At 57.8% G+C, this 23,004-nt stretch carries 24 protein-coding genes and 1 pseudogene; 15 read left to right on the top strand and 10 right to left on the bottom strand.

What is annotated here, in order from left to right; translation table 11 throughout:
- The first annotated feature begins 17 nt into the window (after nucleotides 1-17).
- Complete coding sequence (locus tag GKZ67_RS08745) at nucleotides 18-1,433, top strand: T9SS type A sorting domain-containing protein (RefSeq protein WP_173241961.1); 1,416 nt, start codon at nucleotides 18-20, stop codon at nucleotides 1,431-1,433.
- A 195-nt stretch (nucleotides 1,434-1,628) separates the two neighbouring features.
- Here GKZ67_RS08745 and GKZ67_RS08750 read toward each other — a convergent pair whose 3' ends face one another.
- Nucleotides 1,629-2,414, bottom strand: a complete 786-nt coding sequence (locus GKZ67_RS08750; protein ID WP_317172278.1) for an isoaspartyl peptidase/L-asparaginase — start codon at nucleotides 2,412-2,414, stop codon at nucleotides 1,629-1,631.
- Nucleotides 2,415-2,834: 420 nt separating this feature from the next.
- Between GKZ67_RS08750 and GKZ67_RS08755 the strand changes: the two genes are divergently transcribed.
- Nucleotides 2,835-3,260, top strand: coding sequence for a DUF3127 domain-containing protein (locus GKZ67_RS08755; RefSeq protein ID WP_173241962.1), 426 nt, complete (start codon nucleotides 2,835-2,837; stop codon nucleotides 3,258-3,260).
- A 118-nt stretch (nucleotides 3,261-3,378) separates the two neighbouring features.
- Nucleotides 3,379-3,885 (top strand): helix-turn-helix domain-containing protein, encoded by a 507-nt coding sequence (locus GKZ67_RS08760; protein ID WP_254245164.1) that lies wholly within the window; start codon nucleotides 3,379-3,381, stop codon nucleotides 3,883-3,885.
- 475 nt (nucleotides 3,886-4,360) lie between these two features.
- Here GKZ67_RS08760 and GKZ67_RS23330 read toward each other — a convergent pair whose 3' ends face one another.
- Nucleotides 4,361-5,884, bottom strand: a complete 1,524-nt coding sequence (locus tag GKZ67_RS23330; protein ID WP_254245165.1) for an alpha/beta hydrolase-fold protein — start codon at nucleotides 5,882-5,884, stop codon at nucleotides 4,361-4,363.
- A gap of 113 nt (nucleotides 5,885-5,997) precedes the next feature.
- On the opposite strand from GKZ67_RS23330, the gene GKZ67_RS08775 reads away from it, so the two are divergent.
- The 9 genes and pseudogenes from GKZ67_RS08775 (at nucleotide 5,998) to GKZ67_RS08810 (ending at nucleotide 13,197) form a co-directional block, all read left to right on the top strand.
- A complete protein-coding gene (locus GKZ67_RS08775) occupies nucleotides 5,998-6,531 on the top strand; it encodes an alpha/beta hydrolase-fold protein (RefSeq protein WP_317172280.1) in 534 nt (177 codons plus the stop codon).
- Nucleotides 6,528-6,719 carry a hypothetical protein gene (locus GKZ67_RS24525; protein ID WP_317172281.1) on the top strand — a complete coding sequence of 64 codons (192 nt, stop codon included), beginning with the start codon at nucleotides 6,528-6,530 and terminating at the stop codon, nucleotides 6,717-6,719. The genes GKZ67_RS08775 and GKZ67_RS24525 overlap by 4 nt, the downstream gene beginning before the upstream one ends.
- Nucleotides 6,720-6,766: 47 nt before the next feature.
- The gene (locus GKZ67_RS08780) at nucleotides 6,767-7,945 is read left to right on the top strand and encodes a RimK family alpha-L-glutamate ligase (RefSeq protein WP_254245166.1); all 1,179 of its coding nucleotides are present in this window, start codon (nucleotides 6,767-6,769) and stop codon (nucleotides 7,943-7,945) included.
- Between the two features lie 126 nt (nucleotides 7,946-8,071).
- Complete coding sequence (locus GKZ67_RS08785) at nucleotides 8,072-9,175, top strand: carboxylate-amine ligase (RefSeq protein WP_173241963.1); 1,104 nt, start codon at nucleotides 8,072-8,074, stop codon at nucleotides 9,173-9,175.
- A 73-nt stretch (nucleotides 9,176-9,248) separates the two neighbouring features.
- Nucleotides 9,249-10,073, top strand: a complete 825-nt coding sequence (locus tag GKZ67_RS08790) for a type 1 glutamine amidotransferase (protein ID WP_173241964.1) — start codon at nucleotides 9,249-9,251, stop codon at nucleotides 10,071-10,073.
- Nucleotides 10,074-10,150: 77 nt separating this feature from the next.
- Nucleotides 10,151-11,341, top strand: a complete 1,191-nt coding sequence (locus GKZ67_RS08795) for a hypothetical protein (RefSeq protein ID WP_173241965.1) — start codon at nucleotides 10,151-10,153, stop codon at nucleotides 11,339-11,341.
- A 333-nt stretch (nucleotides 11,342-11,674) separates the two neighbouring features.
- A pseudogene (locus tag GKZ67_RS23335) lies at nucleotides 11,675-11,782 on the top strand (YkvA family protein); the annotation flags it as partial.
- A gap of 221 nt (nucleotides 11,783-12,003) precedes the next feature.
- Nucleotides 12,004-12,303, top strand: a complete 300-nt coding sequence (locus GKZ67_RS08805; protein WP_173241967.1) for a hypothetical protein — start codon at nucleotides 12,004-12,006, stop codon at nucleotides 12,301-12,303.
- A 48-nt stretch (nucleotides 12,304-12,351) separates the two neighbouring features.
- Nucleotides 12,352-13,197, top strand: a complete 846-nt coding sequence (locus GKZ67_RS08810) for a DUF1571 domain-containing protein (RefSeq protein WP_173241968.1) — start codon at nucleotides 12,352-12,354, stop codon at nucleotides 13,195-13,197.
- A 190-nt stretch (nucleotides 13,198-13,387) separates the two neighbouring features.
- On the opposite strand, the gene GKZ67_RS08815 is transcribed toward GKZ67_RS08810, so the two are convergent.
- On the bottom strand, nucleotides 13,388-14,260 hold the full coding sequence (locus GKZ67_RS08815) for an SDR family oxidoreductase (RefSeq protein ID WP_173241969.1): 873 nt from the start codon (nucleotides 14,258-14,260) through the stop codon (nucleotides 13,388-13,390).
- Between the two features lie 159 nt (nucleotides 14,261-14,419).
- Between GKZ67_RS08815 and GKZ67_RS08820 the strand changes: the two genes are divergently transcribed.
- From GKZ67_RS08820 to GKZ67_RS08830, 3 genes are all read left to right on the top strand, one after another.
- A complete protein-coding gene (locus GKZ67_RS08820) occupies nucleotides 14,420-15,280 on the top strand; it encodes an NAD(P)-binding domain-containing protein (protein WP_173241970.1) in 861 nt (286 codons plus the stop codon).
- Nucleotides 15,281-15,322: 42 nt separating this feature from the next.
- Nucleotides 15,323-16,600: an NAD(P)/FAD-dependent oxidoreductase gene (locus GKZ67_RS08825; RefSeq protein WP_173241971.1), complete on the top strand. Its 1,278-nt coding sequence runs from the start codon at nucleotides 15,323-15,325 to the stop codon at nucleotides 16,598-16,600.
- A gap of 123 nt (nucleotides 16,601-16,723) precedes the next feature.
- Nucleotides 16,724-17,170, top strand: coding sequence for a PA2169 family four-helix-bundle protein (locus GKZ67_RS08830; RefSeq protein ID WP_173241972.1), 447 nt, complete (start codon nucleotides 16,724-16,726; stop codon nucleotides 17,168-17,170).
- A gap of 97 nt (nucleotides 17,171-17,267) precedes the next feature.
- Here the strand turns inward: GKZ67_RS08830 and GKZ67_RS08835 are convergent, their stop codons facing one another.
- The 7 genes from GKZ67_RS08835 to GKZ67_RS08865 all read right to left on the bottom strand — a co-directional run bounded on the left by GKZ67_RS08835 (nucleotide 17,268) and on the right by GKZ67_RS08865 (nucleotide 22,975).
- Nucleotides 17,268-17,981 carry a VIT1/CCC1 transporter family protein gene (locus tag GKZ67_RS08835; protein WP_173241973.1) on the bottom strand — a complete coding sequence of 238 codons (714 nt, stop codon included), beginning with the start codon at nucleotides 17,979-17,981 and terminating at the stop codon, nucleotides 17,268-17,270.
- Between the two features lie 13 nt (nucleotides 17,982-17,994).
- Complete coding sequence (locus GKZ67_RS08840) at nucleotides 17,995-19,272, bottom strand: DUF3570 domain-containing protein (RefSeq protein ID WP_173241974.1); 1,278 nt, start codon at nucleotides 19,270-19,272, stop codon at nucleotides 17,995-17,997.
- 52 nt (nucleotides 19,273-19,324) lie between these two features.
- Entirely contained in the window at nucleotides 19,325-19,558 is a 234-nt protein-coding gene (locus GKZ67_RS08845; RefSeq protein ID WP_173241975.1) for a DUF4266 domain-containing protein, read from the bottom strand.
- Nucleotides 19,555-20,649, bottom strand: coding sequence for an FAD:protein FMN transferase (locus tag GKZ67_RS08850; RefSeq protein WP_173241976.1), 1,095 nt, complete (start codon nucleotides 20,647-20,649; stop codon nucleotides 19,555-19,557). Before GKZ67_RS08850 ends, GKZ67_RS08845 begins: the two co-directional genes overlap by 4 nt.
- Nucleotides 20,650-20,654: 5 nt before the next feature.
- Nucleotides 20,655-21,119, bottom strand: a complete 465-nt coding sequence (locus tag GKZ67_RS08855) for a thioredoxin family protein (RefSeq protein WP_173241977.1) — start codon at nucleotides 21,117-21,119, stop codon at nucleotides 20,655-20,657.
- A 75-nt stretch (nucleotides 21,120-21,194) separates the two neighbouring features.
- A complete protein-coding gene (locus GKZ67_RS08860) occupies nucleotides 21,195-21,707 on the bottom strand; it encodes a VIT1/CCC1 transporter family protein (RefSeq protein ID WP_173241978.1) in 513 nt (170 codons plus the stop codon).
- Between the two features lie 65 nt (nucleotides 21,708-21,772).
- Nucleotides 21,773-22,975, bottom strand: coding sequence for an efflux RND transporter periplasmic adaptor subunit (locus GKZ67_RS08865; RefSeq protein WP_173241979.1), 1,203 nt, complete (start codon nucleotides 22,973-22,975; stop codon nucleotides 21,773-21,775).
- Nucleotides 22,976-23,004 lie beyond the last annotated feature (29 nt).

The following is a 23,004-nucleotide window of genomic DNA, read 5'->3' on the forward strand; positions in this document are numbered from 1 at the left end:
GGGCGAACTCTAAGCTTGTGGTGGGTACTGCTACCAGCCCGGCCACGCTGAAAATAGCGTACAACAAGAATATCAGCGGGACCATCGACGTAGCTGCCGGCTCTTACTTTACGCACAACCAAGCTAAATCGCCGGCTTTCACCTTTGGCTCGCTAGCCACCACCAGTACGGTTGAATACACTACCACCGGCACTAAGATTCCGGTGCAGGCCACGCAGTATGGCAACCTGACCATCAGCGGCAGCAACGCCGACCGCAGCCTGAATGCCCGCACCCTGACCGGCCCCACGTTGCTGGCCGGTAACCTGAGCATCGCGCCGGGCTCCAACCTGGTACTGGGCAACTACGACCTCACCATCCTCAGCTCGGGGAGTATCACTACCAGCTCGGCCACGGGCTACGTGGTTACCAATGGCACCGGCCGCCTGCGCTTGCAGGTACCTCGCGCCGGCACGTCGGCGATGGGGCCGGTTGTTGGCTTCCCGGTGGGCAGCAGCTACACTTCCTATACGCCCGTCTCGCTGCAGCAAACGACATCAGTAAGCGACGACGTGTTTGAGGCCAGGGTGCTTGACGGCGTTTCGACAGCCTATAATGCCAGCTATAGCCCGACCGGCAGTGCCGTACTGTACCAGAATGCGCTGAAAACCTGGCTTATCAGCAAAGAAGTGCCGGCCAATGCCTCAAACGTGACGATGACGCTCCAGTGGAACGCGGGTGAAACCACGGCTGACTTTGTTCCGGCTACTGCTCACATCAACCATTATACCGGCGGGGCCTGGGACACCAATACCAATGCCAGCGAATGGGGCGTAGGCTCCACTACCGGGCCCTATGTGGTTACGCGCTCCGGTATTACCTCTTTCTCACCCTTCGCGGTTTCGTCGCGGGCCAACGGGGTGCTGCCCGTAGTGCTTACGTCCTTCACTGCGCAGCGCACGGGCAGCGCCGTTCGCTGCGCCTGGACTACCGCCAGCGAAGCTAACAGCCGCAGCTTCAGCGTAGAGCGCAGCCTCGATGGCGAGTCGTTTAGTACGCTGGGCAGCGTAGCAGCGGCCGGCACCTCGGCCCAAGCGCACAGCTATAGCTTGTTCGACGGCCAGCCCGTGCCTGCCACGGCCTACTACCGCTTGCGCCAGACCGACCGCGACGGCACCGAAACCTACTCGCCGAGCGTAGCGGTAGCGGGTACTACCACGGCCAGCCCTGGTACCCTAGCTCCTAACCCTACCGCCGGGCCACTTGATGTGTGGGCCGCCCAGGTCTCGCAGGCAGAAGTGCTCACTATACTGGGCGTTCCGGTGCTTACGCAGCAGTTTTCCACCCCAACCCAGCACACCTCGCTCGACCTGAGCAGCCTGCCCACCGGCCTATACCTTGTGCGCCTCACCACCGCCCAGGGCCAGCAGGTACTGCGCGTCACCAAATACTAGCCGCCTCCTTTTTTCTGCCTGGTAAGGTCCGGCTAGCGCTACTAGCCGGACCTTACTATTTACGCTTCTGCCCAGTAAGAACAGTAAGGAGTAGCCACTAGTACAGGCAGAGTCCGGGCAGCCATGCCTGCCAATTTTGGAATCTGAGGAAATACCAGAAAGTATGCCGTCAAATATTTTCTAAATATATGTTTTTTAATATATTTCAACAACTTCCTCGCCCGCCGCGTTTCGGCTGGCCCGGTACATGCCCTCCGAGTTGAAGGGCAGTACCAGCTGCCCGGCGGCATCTACGGCAATAAGGCCACCCTCGCCGCCCACGGGAGCCAGCTTGTCGTGCACCACCACGCGGCAGGCTTCGGCCAGCGAGAGCCCTTTGTATGCCATCAGGCAGGCGATATCGTGGCCAACCACGGCCCGAATAAAAAATTCGCCGTGCCCGGTACAGCTGACGGCGCACTGCTCGTCGGCCCAGGTGCCCGCCCCGATAAGCGGCGCGTCGCCGATGCGCGAGTAACGCTTATTGGTCATGCCGCCGGTACTGGTGGCGGCGGCCAGGTGGCCGCGCACATCGCGGGCTACGGCTCCCACGGTGCCTTTTTTCCAGTTGGGGTCGGGCACCGGGGCAGTTGCGGCAGCATGGTCGAGCTGCACCCGGCCGGCCGCAATAGCCTCCTGAAGCTGGTCGAAACGCTGCTGGGTAAAAAAATAGGCGGGCGGCTGCAAGGGCAGGCCGTGCTCGCGGGCCAGCTCATCGGCCCCAGGGTAAGCCAATAATACGTGCTCCGTGGCCTCCATCACGAGCCGGGCGGCCTGGATAGGATTCTGGACCGTGCGCACGCCGGCTACGGCTCCGGCGCGGCGCGTGGCCCCGTCCATAATCGCAGCATCCATTTCATGATGGCCATCGTGGGTGAAAACGGCCCCGCGCCCGGCATTAAAGAGTGGGCAGTCTTCAAGACTTCGCACGGTAGCTTCCACGGCATCGAGCGCGGGCGCCCCCCAGCCAGCAGAGCCGTGCCGGTGGCAAGGGCGGCCCGCAGGGCAGCGCGGTAATCGGCTTCGAGTGCGGGGGTGAGCGCGGTACGGGCAATGGTGCCGGCACCGCCGTGCAAAGCAAGAGCGAACATATTCTAATTTACTAATTAACCAGGTTTCTTTCGCAAGAACGGCACTTTCCGTCCTTAAAGTGGGTTTGAATAAGAGCCCGCGAGCAGTAATTTAGTACCCATCAGTGGTTTATAACCAGTACTATCAGCTATTTTTTTTAGCCAAACGCGTGGTAAGTGCCTGAAAACTGCTTCTCAAATGCCGGGTTTTCGTAGCTAAAGCCCGGCTTCCTTCAGTTTTTTTTCGTAGGTTTGGCCTCTAGTTTTCTTCATTTCAACATTCCCCTTTCCGATGGCATACGACGTAACCGGCCGCCTGCACGAAATCTTTGACGAACAGCAGGTAAGCGAAAAATTCCGCAAGCGCGAGTTCGTCCTCGAAGTACAGGATGGCCAATATCCTGAGCAGATTAAGTTTCAGCTGGTGCAGGACAAAACTGCTCTTATCGACCCATTTAAAATGGGCGACGAAGTAAAAGTGACCTTTAACCTGCGCGGCCGGGGCTTTAACAAGAATGGCCAGATGCTGTATTTCACCAACCTTGAAGCCTGGCGCATCGAGCCAGCCACGGGTGGCGCGCCGGCTGGCGGCGGGGGCGCATCTTACAGCCAGCAGCAGCCTGCTGCGCGCCCGGCCCAAAACCAGAACCCGAACCTGCGCGCGCAGCCTACGGCTCAGCCCATCGCCGGCGACGACGACAACGACCTGCCTTTCTAAAACGCCCAGGCTGCGCCTTGCGCCTTGCTTTGCGCTGTAAGCTTCAGAACACAGCTAGTTTGTGCCGCCTCCTTCCCTGGGGGCGGCACATTTGCATTCGGGCCCACGTTAAAGCGGCATGAACTTACGCGCACTTATCAGCCAGGGCGAGGGCGAACGGCTCGAATTCAAGAAGAAAACCACCCACCCTACCCGCATCGCGCGCACGCTGGCCTCGCTGGCCAACACGCACGGCGGCCAGGTACTGGTAGGCGTCGACGATGATGGCCGCGTGGTGGGCGTGCGCGATGCCGAGGAAGAAATGTTTGTGCTGCGCGAGGCGGCCGCCCACTACATCGACCCACCCCTGACGCTGGAATTCCGGGAAATTGAAACGGAGGGCGAGCATATCGTCTTGGTAATCAAGGTAGCCGAAAGCCACAACAAGCCGCACCGCGCCCAGATAGCCCCGGCGAGTGGCGGGGCTACGTGCGCGTGCGCGATGAAAGCGTGCAGACCAGCTCCCTTACCGAGAAGGTCTTGGAGCGCCAGCAGCCCGCAGCCCGACTCGAAAAAATTCCGCTTAACAAGGATGAGCTGCGCGTACTCGACTACCTCAAAACCTCCCAGCCGCGCATTACGGTAGCGCAGTATACCAGGCTTATCAACGTGAGCCGCCGCCGCGCCTACCGCACCCTCATCAAGCTGGTGCTGCACGGCTACCTGCGCTACCACGACAAGGAAAAGGAGCCTTACTATACACTGTAGGCCGGGTTGGTTTAGTATCCATAAATTTGCAACACCTTTATAAACAAGCTTTACAAGACAAAAAACGCTCCTACCAGAAGGCAGGAGCGTTTTTGTCTTGTAAAGCGAACTGACAGCCAGACTTACGGACTGCTAATCCTGCTTGCGGGCACGGGCAACTTTCTTTTCCTCCTTTTCGGCTTTCTTTTCCTTGAGCGACTTGGTAGGCTCTTTCTTTTTCTCTTTACGGGCGTCCTGGGCTTTGGCCATGCGTGAAAACTGGTTGAGGTGAAGGTAATAAAACGTAGCTGGAGCGGCAAATTAACGCGGGGCGCCCGTCTGATGTTGTGCAGCTGAGCGCGGCCAACCGGCCTTTAGGCAGGTGGCAAAGCCGGCCAGTAGCGCTCGCGCAGAATGCGCAGGTGGTGCTGCTCGTGGCCAGTTACTATATAGAGCAGCGACCGTACGGTAACCGGGCCGCCATTTGCGCGCCCGGCCCGGTCGAGCTGCCCGCCATTGAGGCCGCCAAAAAAGGCCAGCGTAGCCGCGCGCACGGCCTGGTATTCAGCCAGCAAGTCGCTCATTAGCCGGTCATTGGCTTCGCTATGAGCTGCAAACTCATTTTCGTCGAAATCCGGCAGCTCCTGCGCGTCGGCGCGGGCAAAGCGCAAAGCGCGGTACGTAAAAATGCGCTCGGCATCCAGAATATGCAGCAGTACTTCCTTGGGCGTCCATTTGCCGGGGGCATAGCGCATCAGCGCCTGGGTTTCGGTAAGGCCGGCCAGGTCGCGTTGCAGCTCGGCAGCCTGCTCGCGCAGCTGGGCCAGGGGGTCGGCCCCGGCCGGAATAAGGTCGATATACGCCTGGGTGTAGGGCAGGTAGGTGCCGGGCGCCGGGCGCACTTGGGTGATAGCAGGAGCAGCAGACATGGCGGCAAAGGTAGCCGCCCGCCGCAAATACCGAAACTTCAGGCTGGCTGCACCCTGCGGGCGGCGGGTGAGCGCCAACCCACCGAGCTGGGTACGCAGCGGCAGCTTTTCGGCAGCCGCCACCTGCGGCGCTGCCAACGCCCTGGTGCCGAACGCCCAGCGCAGAAAATCGGGCATAATAGCGCCCCAGGTGCCGGGGTGGTGATGGCCGCCCGGCACTTCCACGTAGCGCGCCGCGGCCGGGGGCAAGCCCTGGGCCGCCAGGGCCGCGAGCATATCCAGGGTATCGTCGATGGCATCAATAATGCCATTGCTATTGCGGTCGCTGGTTTCGTCGTCGGTGCCGGTTTGCAGCCAGAATTGCTGACCGGGCCGGGCCGGCCGGGCCGCTACCAAGCTGTGCATCAGGCGGTCGGCGTCGGTATAGCCATCGTGCAGCCCCTTTCCCCGCCACCAGAACGAGCCGCTGAATACGCCCGCGCGCAGAAATGCCTCGGGATGATGCCAGGCCAGGTCGAAGGCCATCAGGCCGCCCAGCGACATACCCGCCACGGCGGCCTGGGCTGGGTCGGCGCTGGCGTGGTAGCGGCCCTGCACGTAGGGCAGCAGCTCCTTGAGCATAAACGTGGTGTAGCGCCCGGCACGACTGCCCCGGCCCAGATAATCGGGGCGCGCCGCCACGCCATACTCCTGCAGGCGGTCGGCCGCGTGAATAGCAACCACCACAAACGGCCTTACCTCACCCGCGCGAAACAGCCGATTGAGCGTAGCCGGCAACTGCAGGCGCGCCAGGTCCTGACCATCATTCAGATACAGCACCGGGTACGGCGCAGCTGTCCGGCCCGAAAAACCCGGCGGCAGCACCACGTCGAGGCGCACTATGCGCCCCAGCGCCACCGAAAATAACGACTCGTCGTGGCGCACGGCTACCGTGGTGCCGCGGGGCGATTGAAAGCGGGAAAAGGCCATTGGCTTGCAAATAAACATACCTGCCGGCATTCCAACGAAAACTTGGCCGTTCAGTTTTTCTGCTTAGTTTGCGGTCGGTTCCGGCGCGTGTCATCCCCGCCGGGCCCTGTCTCTTGCACGAAGAATACCGCCGCTTTTATTCTCAGGATTTGGGTGTTGACATGGAAATGCTGGTCGTGGGCGACTACGGCTATCCGGTTATTATTTTCCCGACTTCCAACGGCCGCTACTTCGAGGCCCGCGACTTTCACCTCACCGACTCGGTGCGCTGGTTTGTGGAAAACCGGCTGCTCAAGCTTATCTGTATCGACAGTGGCGATAAGTGGAGCTGGTATGCCAAGCACTTGCACCCCGGCACCCGCGTGCACAATCACGGCCTCTACGACCGCATGATAAGTGACGAGCTGGTGCCCCGCTTCCAGCAGGAGTGCCAGGTAGATAAGGTAGGCGTAGCCGGCTGCTCCTTAGGCGGTTATCAGGCCCTCAACTTTGCCTTTCGCCATCCCGACCAAGTAGCACATCTTTTCTCGATGGGGCTTCCTTCGACATTCGAATGTTTCTGGACGGGCACTACGACGAGCAGGCCTATTTTCACAATCCGCCCGACTATATTCCTGATGCACAGAATGATAACTTTTACAAAATGAATATTATCCTGGGCACTGCCGAGCACGACTTCTGCAAGGAGGCCAATTACCGGATGTCGGATATTCTGGCGCGTAAAGGCATTGCGCACCGCCTCGACGTGCGCCCCACGGCACCCACGACTGGCCCGTGTGGCGCGATATGTTTCCGGACTATGTATCGTCTATCTTTTAAACTGCTTCTTCCGTAGAAGTAGCGCACTTACCTACACCTTCGCACTTACGCGCCTCTTTCACCATGAAAAAAATCGGCATCTTATTCGGCCAGGAAAATACCTTTCCCCAGGCTTTTGTAGACCGCGTCAACCAGAAAGCCGTCGATGGCATCACGGCCGAGTTTGTCCGGATTGAGGAAGTCGAACAGGCCGTCGCCACCGACTACGCGGTTATTATCGACCGCATTTCGCAGGATGTGCCTTTTTACCGTGCCTTCCTCAAGAATGCTGCCCTCACGGGTACCGCGGTGATTAACAACCCCTTCTGGTGGAGCGCCGACGAGAAGTTCTTCAATAATGCCCTGGCCGTGCAGCTGGGCGTGCCGGTGCCCAAAACCCTGCTGCTACCCAGCAAAGCCCGCCCCGACGATACGAGCGAAAACTCGTTTCGTAATTTGGCGATGTTCGACTGGCACAAGGCCTTCGAAAAAATCGGCTTCCCGGCTTTTATGAAGCCCCACGCCGGTGGTGGCTGGAAGAGCGTGTACAAGGTTGATAACCCCGAGGAAGCGTGGCGCGCCTACGACGAAACCGGCCAGCTCGTAATGCTGTACCAGGAGGCTATTGACTTCGATGACTACTTCCGCTGCTACTGCCTGGGTGGTAAAGACGTACTCATTATGCCTTATGAGCCGCGCAATGCGCCTCACCAGCGCTATCAGACGGAAATGAAAACCCAGGGCGAGGCCGGCGAAAAGCTGCTTGCTACTATTAAGGACTACGTATTGCGCTTGTGCCAGGGTCTGGGCTATGACTTTAATACTGTAGAGTTTGCCGTGCGCGACGGTATTCCGATTGCCATTGACTTTGGCAACCCCGCTCCCGATGCCGACGTCAACTCGGTTGGCGCCGAAAATTTTGAGTGGGTAGTAGAGCACGCGGCCAACCTGGCCATTGCGCGCGCCCAGGCCCAACGGCCGGGCCAGGATAACCTGACCTGGGGGACGTTTGTGCAGAAATCGGCCCGGCAGCAATCTACTTTCCCGGCTACTAAAGGTCCAGTAGAGGTTGGAACTGCGGTGCACGAAACCAATGACTTAGGCACGAATCCACCCAAGGCCGCTAAAAAAGCGACCACTTCTACTAAAGCGGCGGCCTCCGGCGTTGTAGCCCCCGCCGGTGAAGTGCCCAAACCAGCTGCTGCCTCTAAAGCCGCCAGCTCAGGCGCTAAGCCCAAAAAAACAACAACTAAAAAGTCGTAACCGCTGGTTATTGCGCGTGCTTTTTAAAAGGGCTGCCCTCGCCATCAGGAGGCAGCCCTTTTTCTGGTACTTACGCTTAACAGGGAGCCGGCATTTCACCTACATCCATTACCTATAACTTTAGCTATGTCCCGCCCAGTTTTCACCCTCGGCATTGAGGAAGAGTTTCAAACCATCGACCCCACGACGCGCGACCTGCGCTCGCATATGTCGAAGATTGTGGAGGACGGCAAAATTACGCTCCACGAGCAGGTGAAGGCCGAAATGCACGAGTCGGTAGTGGAAGTAGGAACGGTTATCTGTAAAAATATTGAGGAGGCCCGCACCGAAGTACTGCACCTACGCCGCCAGGTAGTGGAGCTGGCCGACCGCGTGGGGCTGAAAATTGCGGCGGCGGGCACGCATCCCTTTTCGCGCTGGCAAGACCAGCCCATTACGCCCGATGCCCGCTACGACAAAATAGTGGAAGAATTGCAGGAAGCCGCCCGCTCAAACCTGGTTTTTGGAATGCACGTTCACGTTGGCATCGAAAACCGTGATTTGGGCGTGTATATGATGAATGCGCTGCGGTATTTTTTACCCCACCTGTTTGCGCTCAGCACCAACTCCCCTTTTTGGGAAGGCCGCGAAACGGGTTATAAGTCATTCAGAACAAAAGTATTCGAGCGGTTTCCGCGCACTGGCATTCCCGATTATTTCAGTAGTGCGTCCGAATACGACGAGTTTATTGCGCTGCTTATCAAAACCGGCTGCATTGATAATGGCAAGAAAATATGGTGGGATTTACGTCTTCACCCTTTCTTCGACACCATTGAATATCGCATTTGCGATATGATGATGCGCCCTGATGAAACTATTGCGGTAGCAGCCGTGATGCAGGCGCTGGTAGCCAAGATTTACAAGCTTAAGTGCCAGAACCTGAACTTCCGACTCTACCGCAGTTCGCTTATTAAGGAGAACAAATGGCGAGCCGCCCGATATGGTATTGATGGCCAGTTAATTGACTTTGGTACTGAGGAAGAAAAGCCAGCTCGCCAGCTTATCTTAGAATTACTCGATTTTGTGGATGATGTGCTCGACGAGCTGGGTAGCCGCCACGAGGTAGAGTATATTCTTAAAATGCTCGAAATGGGCACCGGTGCCGACCGCCAACTCGCCGTATTTCATCAGACCGGCGACCTGACCAAAGTAGTGGATTTCATTTTAAGCGAAACGATTCACGGGCTGTAAGCAGCCTGTTATTTTTATTTATACTTTATACCGATAAATATTCGGTGATAATTCAGCGAGTTACCCCTAGTTTATGCCTACCATAAGAATTGCCCTGTTAGACATGTATAATAATTTCCCTAATGAGGGAATGCGTTGTATTCGCCAGCTATTACAACAAGCTGAAGCAGCAAATCATGTCCGTTTTGAGATCGATACCTTCAACGTTCGGGTAACTGCCGAACTACCTGACTTCGAGTATGATATTTATATTTCCACGGGCGGCCCCGGCAGTCCGCTGCCATCGGATGAGCCGTGGGAGCCGCGCTACTTCGATTTTATTGATGCCTTATTTGCCTATAATGCTACGGCCGAGCGCAAGAAGCACGTATTATTAATCTGTCATTCCTTTCAGCTGGTGAGCCGGCACCTGGGGCTGGGAGAAATCAGCAAGCGTAAGTCTACCTCTTTCGGCGTGTTGCCCGTGCACCTGACGCCGGCCGGCCACGCCGACCCCATTTTTGCCCAGCTGCCGGAGCCTTTTTACGCCGTTGACTCCCGCGATTATCAGCTTACCGATTTGCGGCCCGAGCGCCTGCACGAGTTGGGCGTAGAAGTACTGTGCCTGGAAAAAGAGCGGCCCCACGTTCCGTTGGCGCGAGCCATTATGGCGCTGCGATTTTCACCCGAGATACTCGGCACCCAGTTTCATCCGGAAGCCGATGGCGAAGGCATGTTGCGCTATATGCGCACCGACGAGCGTAAGCAGCAGGTAATCACAGCATATGGCGAAGAAAAATACCACGAGATGGTGCGCCTGCTGGCCACTCCCGAGGCCATTGCGCTGACCGAGGCGACGATAGTGCCCTCTTTTTTGCGGCAGGCTTTGGCAACCAGTAGCGAGCCCGCGCTTGCCTGAGTGGGAAATTACCCCACATTTAGAATTGGCGCGAGCTGGCTTACACGCGCACTACTTTCTTCTTTTCCGTTGCTGTTATGATTCCTGCTCCGCGTCAGTTATTTAATGCTGCTTTTTCCCCGCAGCGCTACCAGGAAATGCTGGCCGATATAAATCAACAGTTTCCTGGCCAGCTCGACTTCAGCGTAGCCGAAACGCCAGTTTTCGTACCCGCCGGGTTACGCGACAAATTAATTCGGGCGGGCCAGGATATTATCCGCGTAATTCAGCAGCCCACTTTCAAGCAGCTCACAGAGGGGGCCATCCCTGACGGGCAGCGTGTGCCGAAGGAAGATGAGCACGCCGAGTTTTTGACCTTCGATTTTGCAGTGTGCCGCAATAATGCCGGCGAGCTCGAACCGCAGCTTATTGAGATGCAGGGCTTTCCCTCACTCTATGCATTTCAGGCTTACCTGCCCGAGCTATTTGCCAGACACTATCCTATTGCCGAGTCAGTTTCACCATTTATCGATGTCCCTGATTCGGATGCTTATAAGGCAGCGCTTAAAAACCTGATTTTGGCGGGGGAAAATCCGGAGAATGTAATTTTGCTGGAGCTTTTCCCGGAGCGCCAGAAGACCCGCATCGACTTTGCGCTGTCGAAGGAATACTGGGGAATTGAAGCCGTTTCGCTACCCGACATACGCAAGCGGGGCCGGCAGTTATTTTATGAAAAGGATGGCCGGGAAATAGTAATTAAGCGCATTTATAATCGTATTATTTTTGACGAGCTGGCAAGGTATCCCGACCTGAACCCGGAATTTAATTTAACTGATGAGGTGGATGTAACCTGGGTAGGCCACCCCAACTGGTTTTTCCGCATCAGTAAGTATACGCTACCTCTTATTTTCAGCGAGTTTGCTCCGCCCAGCTATTATTTACACGAGTTGAATACCTATCCGGCCGATTTGGAAAACTACGTTTTGAAGCCGCTTTTCTCGTTTGCGGGCGCGGGCGTGCGACTGCACATTACAGCTGGCGACCTCGATGCGCTTCCTGACAAGCATAATTATTTATTGCAGCGCAAGGTGAAGTACGAGCCCGTAGTGCAGTCTCCCGATGGCCTGGTAAAATGCGAAATTCGACTGCTCTACACCTGGCCGCCCACTGCCCCTGAGCCCCAACTGGTAGCAGGCCTGGCCCGCCTGAGCCGCGGCGAGATGATTGGGGTAGATTTCAATAAAAATATGGATTGGGTAGGCGGCACCACCCCCTTGTTTGAAAAATAAAGCAGTTGCTGTTTTAAGATGACGCGCCAACCTAGGCAGTAAGGCTGCGTATCAGGTTGCTATTGCTTTTATTTAAAGCCAACCATTATGTCGACTCTTACTGAGCAGGGCCTCCGGATTTCCAAGAATGCAATTTTCAATTTATTTATCCGTAGGGCTGGCCGGCTGCTTGGCCGGCCGTTTAAAGTTATTACTATTCTTAATGAAACTGCTGACAAACTAGCGGATGAGAGTAGTAAGGATAATAAATTCAAGCAGCTTTTTGCTGCCGGAGCAACGCTTATCAGGCTGGTTCGCAGCTACGTTACCGGCGAATATCGGGAAATCAAGACCAGTACGATTGTGGCCGGGCTCGCGGTATTACTGTACGTGCTGAGTCCGATTGATTTAATTCCTGATTTTATTCCGGTGCTGGGCTTTCTGGACGACTTGAGCCTGATAAGCTGGTTTGCCGGAAAATTTCAGGCGGAGCTGCTCCGATTTCGTGATTGGGAAGGTCGGAATGCGCACCTCCAGGCGTCGGCCCCGGCCCAGGGCGACCGTAGCCTGCCCGCTACGGCTGAGCTGGGACATTCCTAACTATTTTACTGTAGCTTTCCCAATCCAGAACTCCCGCTTTTGCTGCGGGCTGCGAGGCCGGAATAATCCGCATTATTTTACTTATGCCGACCTTTTCCGTTTCCCTGCGCCTGCCGGCTGTATTCGACGAAACGTTTTTTGCGCTTATTCCGCAGCACCGCACGGTTATTACTCGCTTGATTGCTGAGCAAGTTATTCAGGCTTACGCAATTACTGCTGACCGTGGACGCGGCTGGGTCGTGCTCAACGGAGAAGATGAGATAGCAGTCCGACGCATTATAGAGAGCTTTCCCCTCTACGCTTTTTTAGAGATACTTGAAATCGACGAATTGTTTATTTTTGACAGCGCCGCGGCACAGTTTCCCGCTATCAGCCTGAATTAACTACATTCCGGCAGATTCAATAGTAGTTGCACCTCACCTAGTTACGCAGTGATTATCCGCTCCTTGTTTTTTGTCGGCCTATTTATTTGCAGCTCAGCTGGCTGGGCGTTGGAGGCAACTCCTATTACTACGCAGCAGCTCACTACGCGGCTGATTTCGGCTATTCTGGGGCTCAAAACCCTGCGCGTCGCTACTGAGCTGCGCGAGCGCGTCGGCACGAGCACAACGCACGACTATACCCAGATGAAACTTGCTTTCAACCCCTATCGCGTATACCTGAAAAACCAGAAAGGGGTGGAAGTATTGTACGTAACCGGGCAGAACGACAACGAGGCCTGGGTGTATCCGGCCGCTTTCCCCTACATCACGCTGAGCCTCAACCCTACTGGCACTTTAATGCGCAAAGGCCAGCACCACACAGTTTTGCAGGCCGGCTTTTCCTTAATTGCCAACCTGCTGGGTGGCCCCAATGGCCGGGGCGACAATACATTCAGCGAGTCATTTCGCTATATGGGCGATACTACTGCTCAAGGGGAGAGTAGTTATATACTGCGCTCTGACTATCCTGATTTTCACTATATTTCTTATCGGGTTGGCAAAAACGAGAGTATTGAATCGATAGCAACGCATTTCAGCTGCGGCGAGTACCGCATTATCGAACGCAATAAGCTCAGTGCCGATAGCAAGCTCATCGAGGGCCAGGTACTGCAAATACCCAGCGCTTATGGCCGGCGCGTACTTGTGACGGTAGATGCCAAAAATTATCTGCCGACTTCCGTAACGGTGTATGATGACCGCGGCTTGTATGAAAAATATATTTTTTCTGCTATAGTAGCCAACCAGCCAATTTCTTCGGCAGAATTTAGCAAAGGCTACAAAGGCTATAAGCTCTGACCACTGCTTGGCGCGGATTTTAAATGAATTTCACGGATTTTGTGGACGATTCGCTTACTTCCTGATTAGTCTCGGTCGAACACTATTGTAAGCAAGCCCAAAAAAGCCACCGGACAGGTGGCTTTTTTCTTAGTGACAAATCGACCGCAAAATCCGTGAAATCCATTTAAAATCTGCGCCAAGCAGTGGTTTAGCGGCGCATGGTCTTCTCGATGGTATCCCACATACCGGGGGTAAGCATTTCGAGCTTGTTAAACTCGCCGGCCCCGTTGAGCCACTCTCCCCCGTCGATGGTTACGACTTCGCCGTTCACGTAGGCCGAGAAATCAGACACGAGGTAGGCTGCCAGGTTGGCCAGTTCCTGATACTGGCCCACGCGCTTGAGCGGCACGCTGGCAGCGGGGTCGAGCTTGCTGGCCAGCGGTTCGGGAAACAGGCGACTCCAGGCGCCTTCTGTGGGAAACGGGCCGGGTGCAATCGCATTGGAGCGGATACCGTATTTGGCCCACTCCACGGCCAGCGAGCGGGTAAGTGCCAGCACCCCGGCCTTTGCGGCGGCCGAAGGCACTACGTAAGCCGAGCCCACGGAGGCATAGGTAGTCACGATATTGAGGATAGTGCCGGGCTGCTTTTCGGCTATCCAGCGCTTGCCCACGGCCAGGGTGCAGTTGTAGGAGCCCCGCAGCACAATATCCACTATCACGTCGAAGGCTTTATGGCTGAGGCGCTCCGTGGGACTGATAAAATTTCCGGCAGCATTATTGAGCAAGACATCAACGCGCCCAAAATCTTCGTACGTGCGCGTCAGCATCGCTTCCACTTCCTCGTATTTGCGCACATCGCAGGCCAGGGCTAATACCCGCCCACCCGTCTGCTGGCGCAGTTCGACCGCTGTTTGCTCTAATACAGCGAGTTTACGGCTGGTGATGGTCACATTGGCACCTAATTGCAGAAAATACGTCGTCATGGCCCTGCCCAAGCCCGTTCCGCCACCCGTTACAATAATGGTTTTACCAGCCAGCGCATTATCGCGCAGCATCGGTTGTGCAAAAGAATTCGTCATCAGGCAAAGGGAATTAAGCAGTACGGAGCTAAGGTTGAGAAACGCCCGAAGGTAAGCGGTAATTCTCACCAAGTTGAAATAGTTGATACGGGGTTTATCGATTCATGTGCAACTTGCACTCTTTTTACATAGACGCCTAGTAATCAAGAATAATATTTTATGTCTATTACCACGCTTGTAAATCCGGTAGCCGAGTCTTCTACGGTAGCCGTATTGGGCTGTGGCTGGCTGGGGATGCCTTTGGCAAAGAAGCTGTTAGCCCAGGGCCACCGGGTGTTGGGGTCAACCACTACTGCCGAGCAAGTGCCGCTACTGGCTGCCGCCGGCATCGAGCCTCAACTGCTTCAGCTGGGCAGTAGCTTTACGCTAGCCGACGAGGCCAGCCTCACGCACTGGCTGTCGCAAGCCGATACGCTGGTCTTGAATGTGCCGCCCCGCGCGGCGGTGGCCGGCGGGTACCCCACGCTGTTGCGCCCCGTGCACCGGGCAGTAGCCGCCGCCCGGCTCAAGGCCGTTTTATTTGTCTCAACCACGGGCGTTTACCCTGACGAGCCCCGGATAATGCGCGAAACAGACGCTATCAGCACCCGCGATGCGGCGTCGGATGTGCTGCGCACGGAAGGACATTTTGTGCCGCGCTATGGCCAGTGGCAAAGCTCGGTAGTGCGCCTGGGCGGCCTTTTTGGGCCCGACCGGGCACCGGGCCGCTTTCTGGCCGGCCGCCGCGACCTTCCGCAGGGCGACGCGCCCACCAATCTGTTGCATCTCACCGACGCGGTAGGCGTGTTAAGCACCATTATTGGCCAGCAGATTTGGGGGCACACGCTTAATGTTTGCGCTCTGCAGCACCCGCGGCGGCGCGACTTTTATCCCGCCGCCGCGGCCTACCTGGGCCTGGAGCCGCCAACTTTTCAGGAAACTGGCAGCGGGGGTAAAACCATTGATTCCAGCCGGCTGCGCGCGCTGGTTCCCTATGCGTTCCAACACGACGATGTGCTGGCTGCCCTACCCTATTGCTAGCCGGCGAGCAGCGGAGCATTGGCCGGCAGGTTATCTTTGTCTATGCCTTCGTCTTTTGCTTCTGCCCCACCCCAACCTGAAGTAGTGGCGGTGCTGGGTGGAGGGGCCGCCGGCTTTTTCGGCGCTATTGCCTGCGCCGAGGCCAATCCACAGCTAACGGTTCTGCTGCTGGAAAAAAGCCCGAAGCTGCTGAGCAAGGTGCGCATCTCGGGCGGCGGGCGCTGCAACGTAACCCACGCCTGCGAGTCGGCCGCGCAGCTGGTGCAACACTACCCGCGCGGCGGCCGGCAGCTAAAAGAAGCATTCCGCCGGTTTGGGGTGTCCGACACGATTGCCTGGTTTGCGCAGCGCGGCGTGGCGCTCAAAACCGAGGCCGATGGCCGCCTGTTTCCAACCACCGATAGCAGCGAAACCATCGCCCGCGCGCTGGAAGATACCGCCCGGCGGGCCGGAGTACGGGTACTCATGCGCACCGCCGTTGAGCAAATCAGACCGTTGCCAGAGGGAGGCTTTACGCTGACATTCAGCGAAGTAAGCCCGCCCCTGGGCCAGGAGCTGCACGTAAGCCGGCTACTGGTAGCCACGGGTGGCAACCCAAAATCGGCGGCCTACGACTGGCTGCGTGAGCTGGGCCATACCATTGCCGAGCCAGTGCCCTCACTCTTTACCTTCAACGTGCCAACCTCGCCCCTGCGCGAGCTGCCGGGCGTCAGCGTGCCTCATGCGCGGGTGGTGCTGGCGGGCGAAAAGCTGCAATACGAAGGCCCGCTGCTGGTGACGCACTGGGGCGTGAGCGGGCCGGCTGTGCTCAAGCTCTCAGCCTGGGGTGCCCGCCGCCTGCACGAGCTGGGCTACCACGGCACGGCGCTGGTAAGCTGGGTGCCCACGCACACCGACGAAACCCTGCGGCCCTGGGCCCAGGAATTTCGGCTCGAAAACGGCAAAAAGCAGGTGGCAGCCCATCCACAGTTTGGCCTGCCCGCCCGGCTATGGCGCACACTAGCTACCGAAGCCGGCATCGGGCCCGAAACCCGCTGGAACGAGGTGCCCGCCAAGGCCCAAAACCGCCTGCTGGAGCTGCTGCTGCGCACGCCGCTACAGGTGCAGGGCAAAACCACGCACAAAGACGAGTTTGTGACCTGCGGGGGCATCCCGCTCAACGAAGTAAGCCTGACCACCCTGGAAAGCCGCCGCGTGCCCGGACTCTATTTTGCCGGCGAGGTACTTGACATAGATGGCATTACCGGCGGATTTAATTTTCAGGCAGCCTGGACGACCGGTTTCCTGGCCGGGCAGGCGATGGCCAGGCCAGGCTACTAAGGGGTGAGCAAACGGCGCTGAAGCCGAAGAATAGAATTTGGGCATCTTTGGGCCGATTGTAACCTTGTGGGCAGTTGAGTAGTAAACTCACTCACCTTTTCCAACTAAATTTCTTTTCCACTCATGGAAGCCAAAGCCACTCAAGCCCTGCTCAACGAACTCGTAGAAACCCTTAAGGATGGCCAGAAAGGCTATTCGGATGCGATGACCGATGTGGAGGACACCAAGCTGAAAGACACGTTTAAAAAATATGCCGCCCAGCGCGCCAGCTATGTCACGGAGATTGAAGACCAGATGTTTAAGCTGGACCTTAAGCCCGACGAAAGCGCCTCGGTTACCGGCACCGTACACCGCGCCTGGATTGATTTGAAATCGGCGCTTACCAGCAAAGACAACCATGCCGTTCTTGCCGAGTGTGAGCGCGGCGAAGACTACGCTAAAAAAGCCTACGAAACTGCCCTGAAGGCCCAGGACCTGCCCGGTGCCCTGCACACGGTACTGACCAAGCAGGCCGCTGGCGTAAAGCAGGCGCACGATGAGATTAAAGCGCTGCGCGACGCTACTAAGTAGAAGCATAGAACCACCTTTACCTGCTGAGCAGGTGATACTTGCTAATCAACAAAAGAGGGCTACCCATAATTGGGTAGCCCTCTTTTGTTGACTACTGCTATATGCTTTGCCCCTGCACCAGCCGGGCTACATAAAAGGCCGCGGCGGCAGCGGCAGCCCCGGTAGCCGCCATCTTTATTGCTCCTGCAATGGGCGCCTGACCGGTCAGGCGGCTCTTGAAAAAACCAAATACGAGCAGGCAAACCAGCGTAATCAGCCCCGACCACAGCAAGCCTGCGTGCGGAGTAGCAGTCAGAAAGTACGCGCTGAGCGGAATGAGGCCGCCCACGGCGTAGGCCCCGGCGATGGTAATGGCGCTCTTGAAAGCCTGCTTGGGGTCGGGCTGCTCAAGGCCCAGCTCGTACTTCATCATGAACTTGACCCATTGCTCAGGGTCTTTCACAAGCTCATTGGTAGCCTGGGTGGCAGTTGCTTCGGAAAGACCCATCTCGACGAACAGCTCCTGCACCTCCCGGCGCTCGACGTCGGGCACGGTGCGAACCTCCTCGTGCTCACGGGCCAGCTCGGCCGCGTAGTGGTCGACTTCGGTGCGGCCGGCCAGGTAGCCACCCAGCCCCATCGCAATGGAACCGGCCACTATTTCGGCCAGCCCCGCCGTAATGACGAGGCCCGACGACTGCACGGCCCCACTCAGGCCCGCTGCCAGGGCAAAGGGCACGGTGAGGCCATCGGAGAGGCCGATAACTATATCCTGCAAAATAGCCGAGCTGGTCAGGTGCTTTTCGGCCGTAGGCGCAGTGATGGGATTCATAAGCGGCAGCTGCTTAGGGCATGGTAAAGGACAGGTCGGCGCTTACTACGTTGGCCGTGAGGCCGGTACTTTGTCGGTAATAGCCATAGCGCAAATCCAATGACTTAAACTTGGTGATGCGCCCCCCGAAGGGCGCTTTGAAGCGGCCCAGCCCATAAAGCGGCGCGTAGCGGAAGCCCAGGCCGACTTTATTAGCCGAAAAGGCCGACAGGTCGTAGTCGGAGGTGAAATACTCTTCTGTAGAAACGTGCGCCAGATAGGGCGCAAAGTAGTCGGCCGCCGTCTGCGTGTGGTAGCGATAGAAGGGATAGAGCGTGAAAAAGGGGCTCACCTTCACCGGCACTTCCAGCTCGAAGGTATGGGCACGAATGCCAAAATTGTCGTTGTAGAAGCGGTAAAAGCCGCGCAGCTGCATTAGGTCGGTGGCGTAGTAAGTAAGGCGCAGGCTGGCCGGATACTTGTAGCGCAGGCGCGGCAGCACCTCGGCCAGAGCCGTACCGAGCGTGCCGAGCTGGCCATTAGCATCGGGCCGGTCGCGGAAATAAACCCGCTGAAATGGGGTGCTCAGCAGCCCGCGCTGCACCACCGGCTCCACGCTGACGGAAGCCTGTAGGCGCTTGCTGAGTACCTGCGCGTAAACGAGCGACAGGGTGAAGCTCTGGCGGGTGTCGGAGCCATAGTTGTGGTTGCGCGTGCCGCCCACCCGCAGCTCGGCGGGGGTTACGAGCTTTATCTGGTCGAAGAAGGCCTGGCCGCTTACGCTTAGCTGGCGGTTGCCGTCGAGCGAAGTGCGCGCCCAGGAGCCAACCAGATTAAACGACAGGTAATCAAATTCTTTCGATACGCCCGCACCGGCCCCCAGCGTGGTCAGCTTATCGGTCAGCAGGTGCGAGAGGCCAAAATCGGCGTGGTAGCGCACGTCGGAAGCCGAGGGCGACGACATAACCTGGTCAATCTTATCGGACGACGCCGAGGCGTAGTAGTCGATTCCCACATTGGCCGACAGACGCGTGGTGGAGTCGAGCGGCACGTTGAGCAGGATGGTCGGCGCCGTATCGGTAAGGTGCTGGCTGCCAATACCGCCTTCCACGGCGCTGTGGTCGCCGTTTTGCTGGTAGTAGCTACCCAGAATATCGACCTCCGTTTCGCCGTAGCGGGCGGGCGTGGGCAGCTGAGACGCGTTGGCCGGTGAGACACCCGAGCCATCGAGGCGGTTGGGCGTGGGCGTGCCCTGCGCGAAGGCGGCAAGCGGAGCGGTGGAAATGAGCGCGAGGAGGATTAGCTTTCTCACAAATTACTTATTATATTTAAAATTTAATATATTACGAAATATATTACCTCCCTTAGTTGCAGCCGCAGCCGCCCCCTACTTTGCCTCCATTGGCTCCGCCGGCGCCTTCGCGGTAGCTTTCAAAGTTTACTTCCGGGGTTTCAACTTTCTTCGTTGCGAGCTTCATATCCTCGTCGTTGAGGTAGGCTTTCTGGTAGGCGGCTACCGATACGCAGCTGGGCAGCGCGGCACTGCTTGCCAGCAGCAAACCCAGCAGCGCCGGGCGAAAAATAACAGAATATCTCATGGCTTTGGGGGGTGAGGCACGTTAGCAGCGGCGGGCGCTGCGCTATGGTAGGGATTGAGTTGCATACCCTTGGAAACCAGGGTTTGACCCTCATCGGTAATAAGGGTGCAGTTGATGCCTTTGAGGCGGTTTATCAGGGCCAGGCCTTCTACGGAGCCGAGTACGAACACGGCATCGTCGAGGGCATCGGCCAGCTCCACATCGGGGCAAATAATCGTAACGGAGCGTAGCCCGGTAGCCGGGTAGCCCGTGTGTGGGTTTATAATGTGGCCATAATACCGGCCCTTGACGGTGAAGAACTGCTCGTAGTTACCGGCCGTTACCACTGCTAAATCACTGACCGTTAACCAGGAAGAGACGGTATGCGGCCGGGCCGGGTCGCCAATGGCAATGCGCCAGGCCGAGCCGTCGGGCTGATGGCCCCAGCAATACACATCGCCCGAGCCATTGATAAGGCCACCCGTAATGCCCATTTTTTTCATAAGCTCCTGGGCCCGGCGCACCCCGTAGCCTTGCAGAATGCCGGCCAGGTTGATGCGCATGCCTTTTTCGGGCAGAAAAATTGAGTGGGTAGCCGGGTCGAGCTTCACCTTTTGCCAGCCGATGCGCTTGACTGAGCGCCGCACCACGGCCGAATCGGGCAGGCTGGCGTGCTCCTGGCGGTCAAACTGATATATCTTATCGCCGCTGGCAAAGGTGATGTCGAAGGCCCCGCCGCTCAGGGCTGAGATTTTGAGGGTACGCTGGATAAGGTCGTACACCTCCACATCAACCACCACCGGCCGGATACCGGCCATGCGGTTGATTTTAACTACCTGGGAAGTAGAATCCCAGTACGAGCACAGGCGGTCGATGCGCTGGGTTTCGCGCAGCCCTGCCCGCACGGCCCGCCAGGCCAGCGAATCATCGGCCGAGACGGCCGTGAATGTGAAGTGCGAGCCCATGAGATGAGCTTCGCGGGTGTAGGTGCGGGCGCGGTGTGGGGCCACGGGTTGGGCCGTGGCGGAGCCTGCGCTAAGGGCCAGCAGCAGGCTCACGCCTAGTATTCCTCCCCTTTCACGCCACCAGGCGGGCAAGCCAAAAATGGGCATACTGCTTATTTTTTAGCGAGCAGCTGCTCCAGATAGGTATCGTAGGCGGCAACTCCGCCGGGCCGGTAGCCCGTGCGCGCCAGTATTTTGCCTTCGGGCGATAGCAGCACCACGGCGGGAAAAGAGCCTTCCTTATTGAGCCGGGCAGCAGCATCCTCGTTGAGCTTGGTTTGCGCGTCGGGCAACCGGTTTTTCTTGTTGCGCGGAAAATCAAACCGAGCTAGCACAAACTTGTCTTTGGCAAACTGTGCAAACTCGGGCTGGTCAAATACTTCCTGCTTGAGCATCATGCAGGGCTTGCACCAGTCGGAACCCGAAAAAACGACTAATACCGGTTTCTGGCTGGCTTTAGCCTGCTCCAGCGCGGTAGGCAAAGAGGCGTTCCAGGTTGGAGCAGGAGCTGTTTGGGCCAGGGCCGGAGCAGCCGTGGCCCAAACAGCCACGCTACTGATTAACAAAAATGAGCGCATTAAAAAGAGAACTTAAAAGGTACTTACTTAGGTAACGTATGCCCCATCAGGGTAGTGCGGAGTAAGGGAAAAGACTTATCCTCCGGCTCCAATGCGACCCAGCCATAGTCCGATACCAAAAACGATACCGCCCCCTACGATTACTTGAAAAATAGTTGAAGCCAGCGGGGTTTTCATAAACCGAAAGCGGATGTAGGCAATCAGCAGCAGCTCTACCCCTACTACGATATAGGCCACGCGCAGGGCCAGGGCCAGGTCAGCAATCAGGAAGGGCAGCGTGTGCAGCATACCACCAAGGGTGGTGGCGCCGCCCGTAATGAGGCCGCGCATCCAGGGGTTTCCGCGCCCCGTTACGGCCCCGTCGTCGGAGAGCGCCTCGGCCAGGCCCATACTGATACCGGCGCCCACCGACGCGGCCAGCCCCACGAAAAACGCGGCGTGCGCCGAATGGGTCAGGCCGGCCGCCGCAAAGAGGGGAGCCAGCGTCGAAACCGAGCCATCCATGAGCCCCAGCAGGGCCGGCTGCACTTTTTGTAAGACGAAGGTAGCTTCTTCAGCCGCCGGGCTGCTAACTAAGGGAGATTCCATATACTTGGTTTAGGAGTTACTAACCAGCCGTAGGTCGGCAAATTCGGAGGGGTTATATCATGATTTTAGTCGCCCCCGGCCCCTTTGCGCAGCTCAGCATCCAGAAAATAAGCCCCACGCCGCACCAGCTGCGTGGTATCGGGCAGGGGGTCGAGCACGGTCACGGCCACGTCGCCGTGCTGGGGCTGGCCGGCCTTCACCTTCACGCGCCGAAAAACGGTGCGGCCCGAGTCAGTTCCCACCCGCTGAAAGATGTAGCTCAGGTCGCCGGCCTGAATGAGGGCCGCCTCGGGCAGGGTGCGCACCCGCGCCCCGGCCGTCTGAATGCGGGCCGCCACAAACTGGCCGGGCAGCAAATCGGAGCGCTCGGGCTCCAGGTGAGCGTGTACGCGCACCGTGCGAGCATTGTCGTCGAAGGCTTTGCCCACTAGGAAGACGCGGGCAGTCAGCTCTTCAGGACGGCCGGTGTTCTGCACATTAAACAGGATTTTCTGGCCCGGCTTTACGAAGGCTACGTCATTTTCAAACACCTTAAGCTCCAGGTGCAGGTCGTCGCGGCTCAGCACTTCTACCAGCACATCCTGCGGGTTTACATATTGGCCGGGGTTGATATTCACCGCTTTTACGTAGCCGGCGATGGGCGTAGTGAGCGGCACGCTGCTTACGATAGTACCCGCGTCGAGGCGGGCAGTGGAGATACCCAGCAGGCGCAGCTGCGCGGCCGTTGTGCGCAGCGTAGCCTGCTCGGTGGCGTAGTCGGCGCGGGCCTGCTGCAGCTTGCGCTTGGCTCCTACATCCTCCACATCGAGAATACGCTGGCGCTCCAGGTCTTCGGCCAGAAACCGCACCTTGGCTTTGCTCTGCAAATACGTCTGCTGCATGGTCAGGTACTCGGGCGAGCGCAGCGTGGCCACCACCGCACCGGCGGCTACGTGCTGGCCGGGCAGCACGGGCACGGTTTGCACGTAGCCACCCATAATAGCCGTGATAGATACCCGGTTCTGGGGCGGTACCTCCACCGAGCCGTTGGCCTGCACTTCAGTGGTCATGTTCTGGCGCTCGAAGCTGCCCAGCTCAATGCCCGCGGCCTGGGCCTGGGCCGGACTCACAGCTACCTGGTCGGGGTTGGTGGGAGCGGCAGCGGCGGCCGGCTTGGCATCTTTGCCGGCGGGGGCATCCTTGCCAGCCGCCGCATCAGGCTTCGAGTGGCAGGCAGCCAGCAGTGCCAGCGTGCCTATATAAGCGTAAAGCTTGGGGTTAAAATACATTTCGATAAAAGCGACTAAGCGCTTGGGCG

It is taken from the genome of Hymenobacter sp. BRD67, assembly GCF_013256425.1.
GTDB lineage: Bacteria > Bacteroidota > Bacteroidia > Cytophagales > Hymenobacteraceae > Hymenobacter.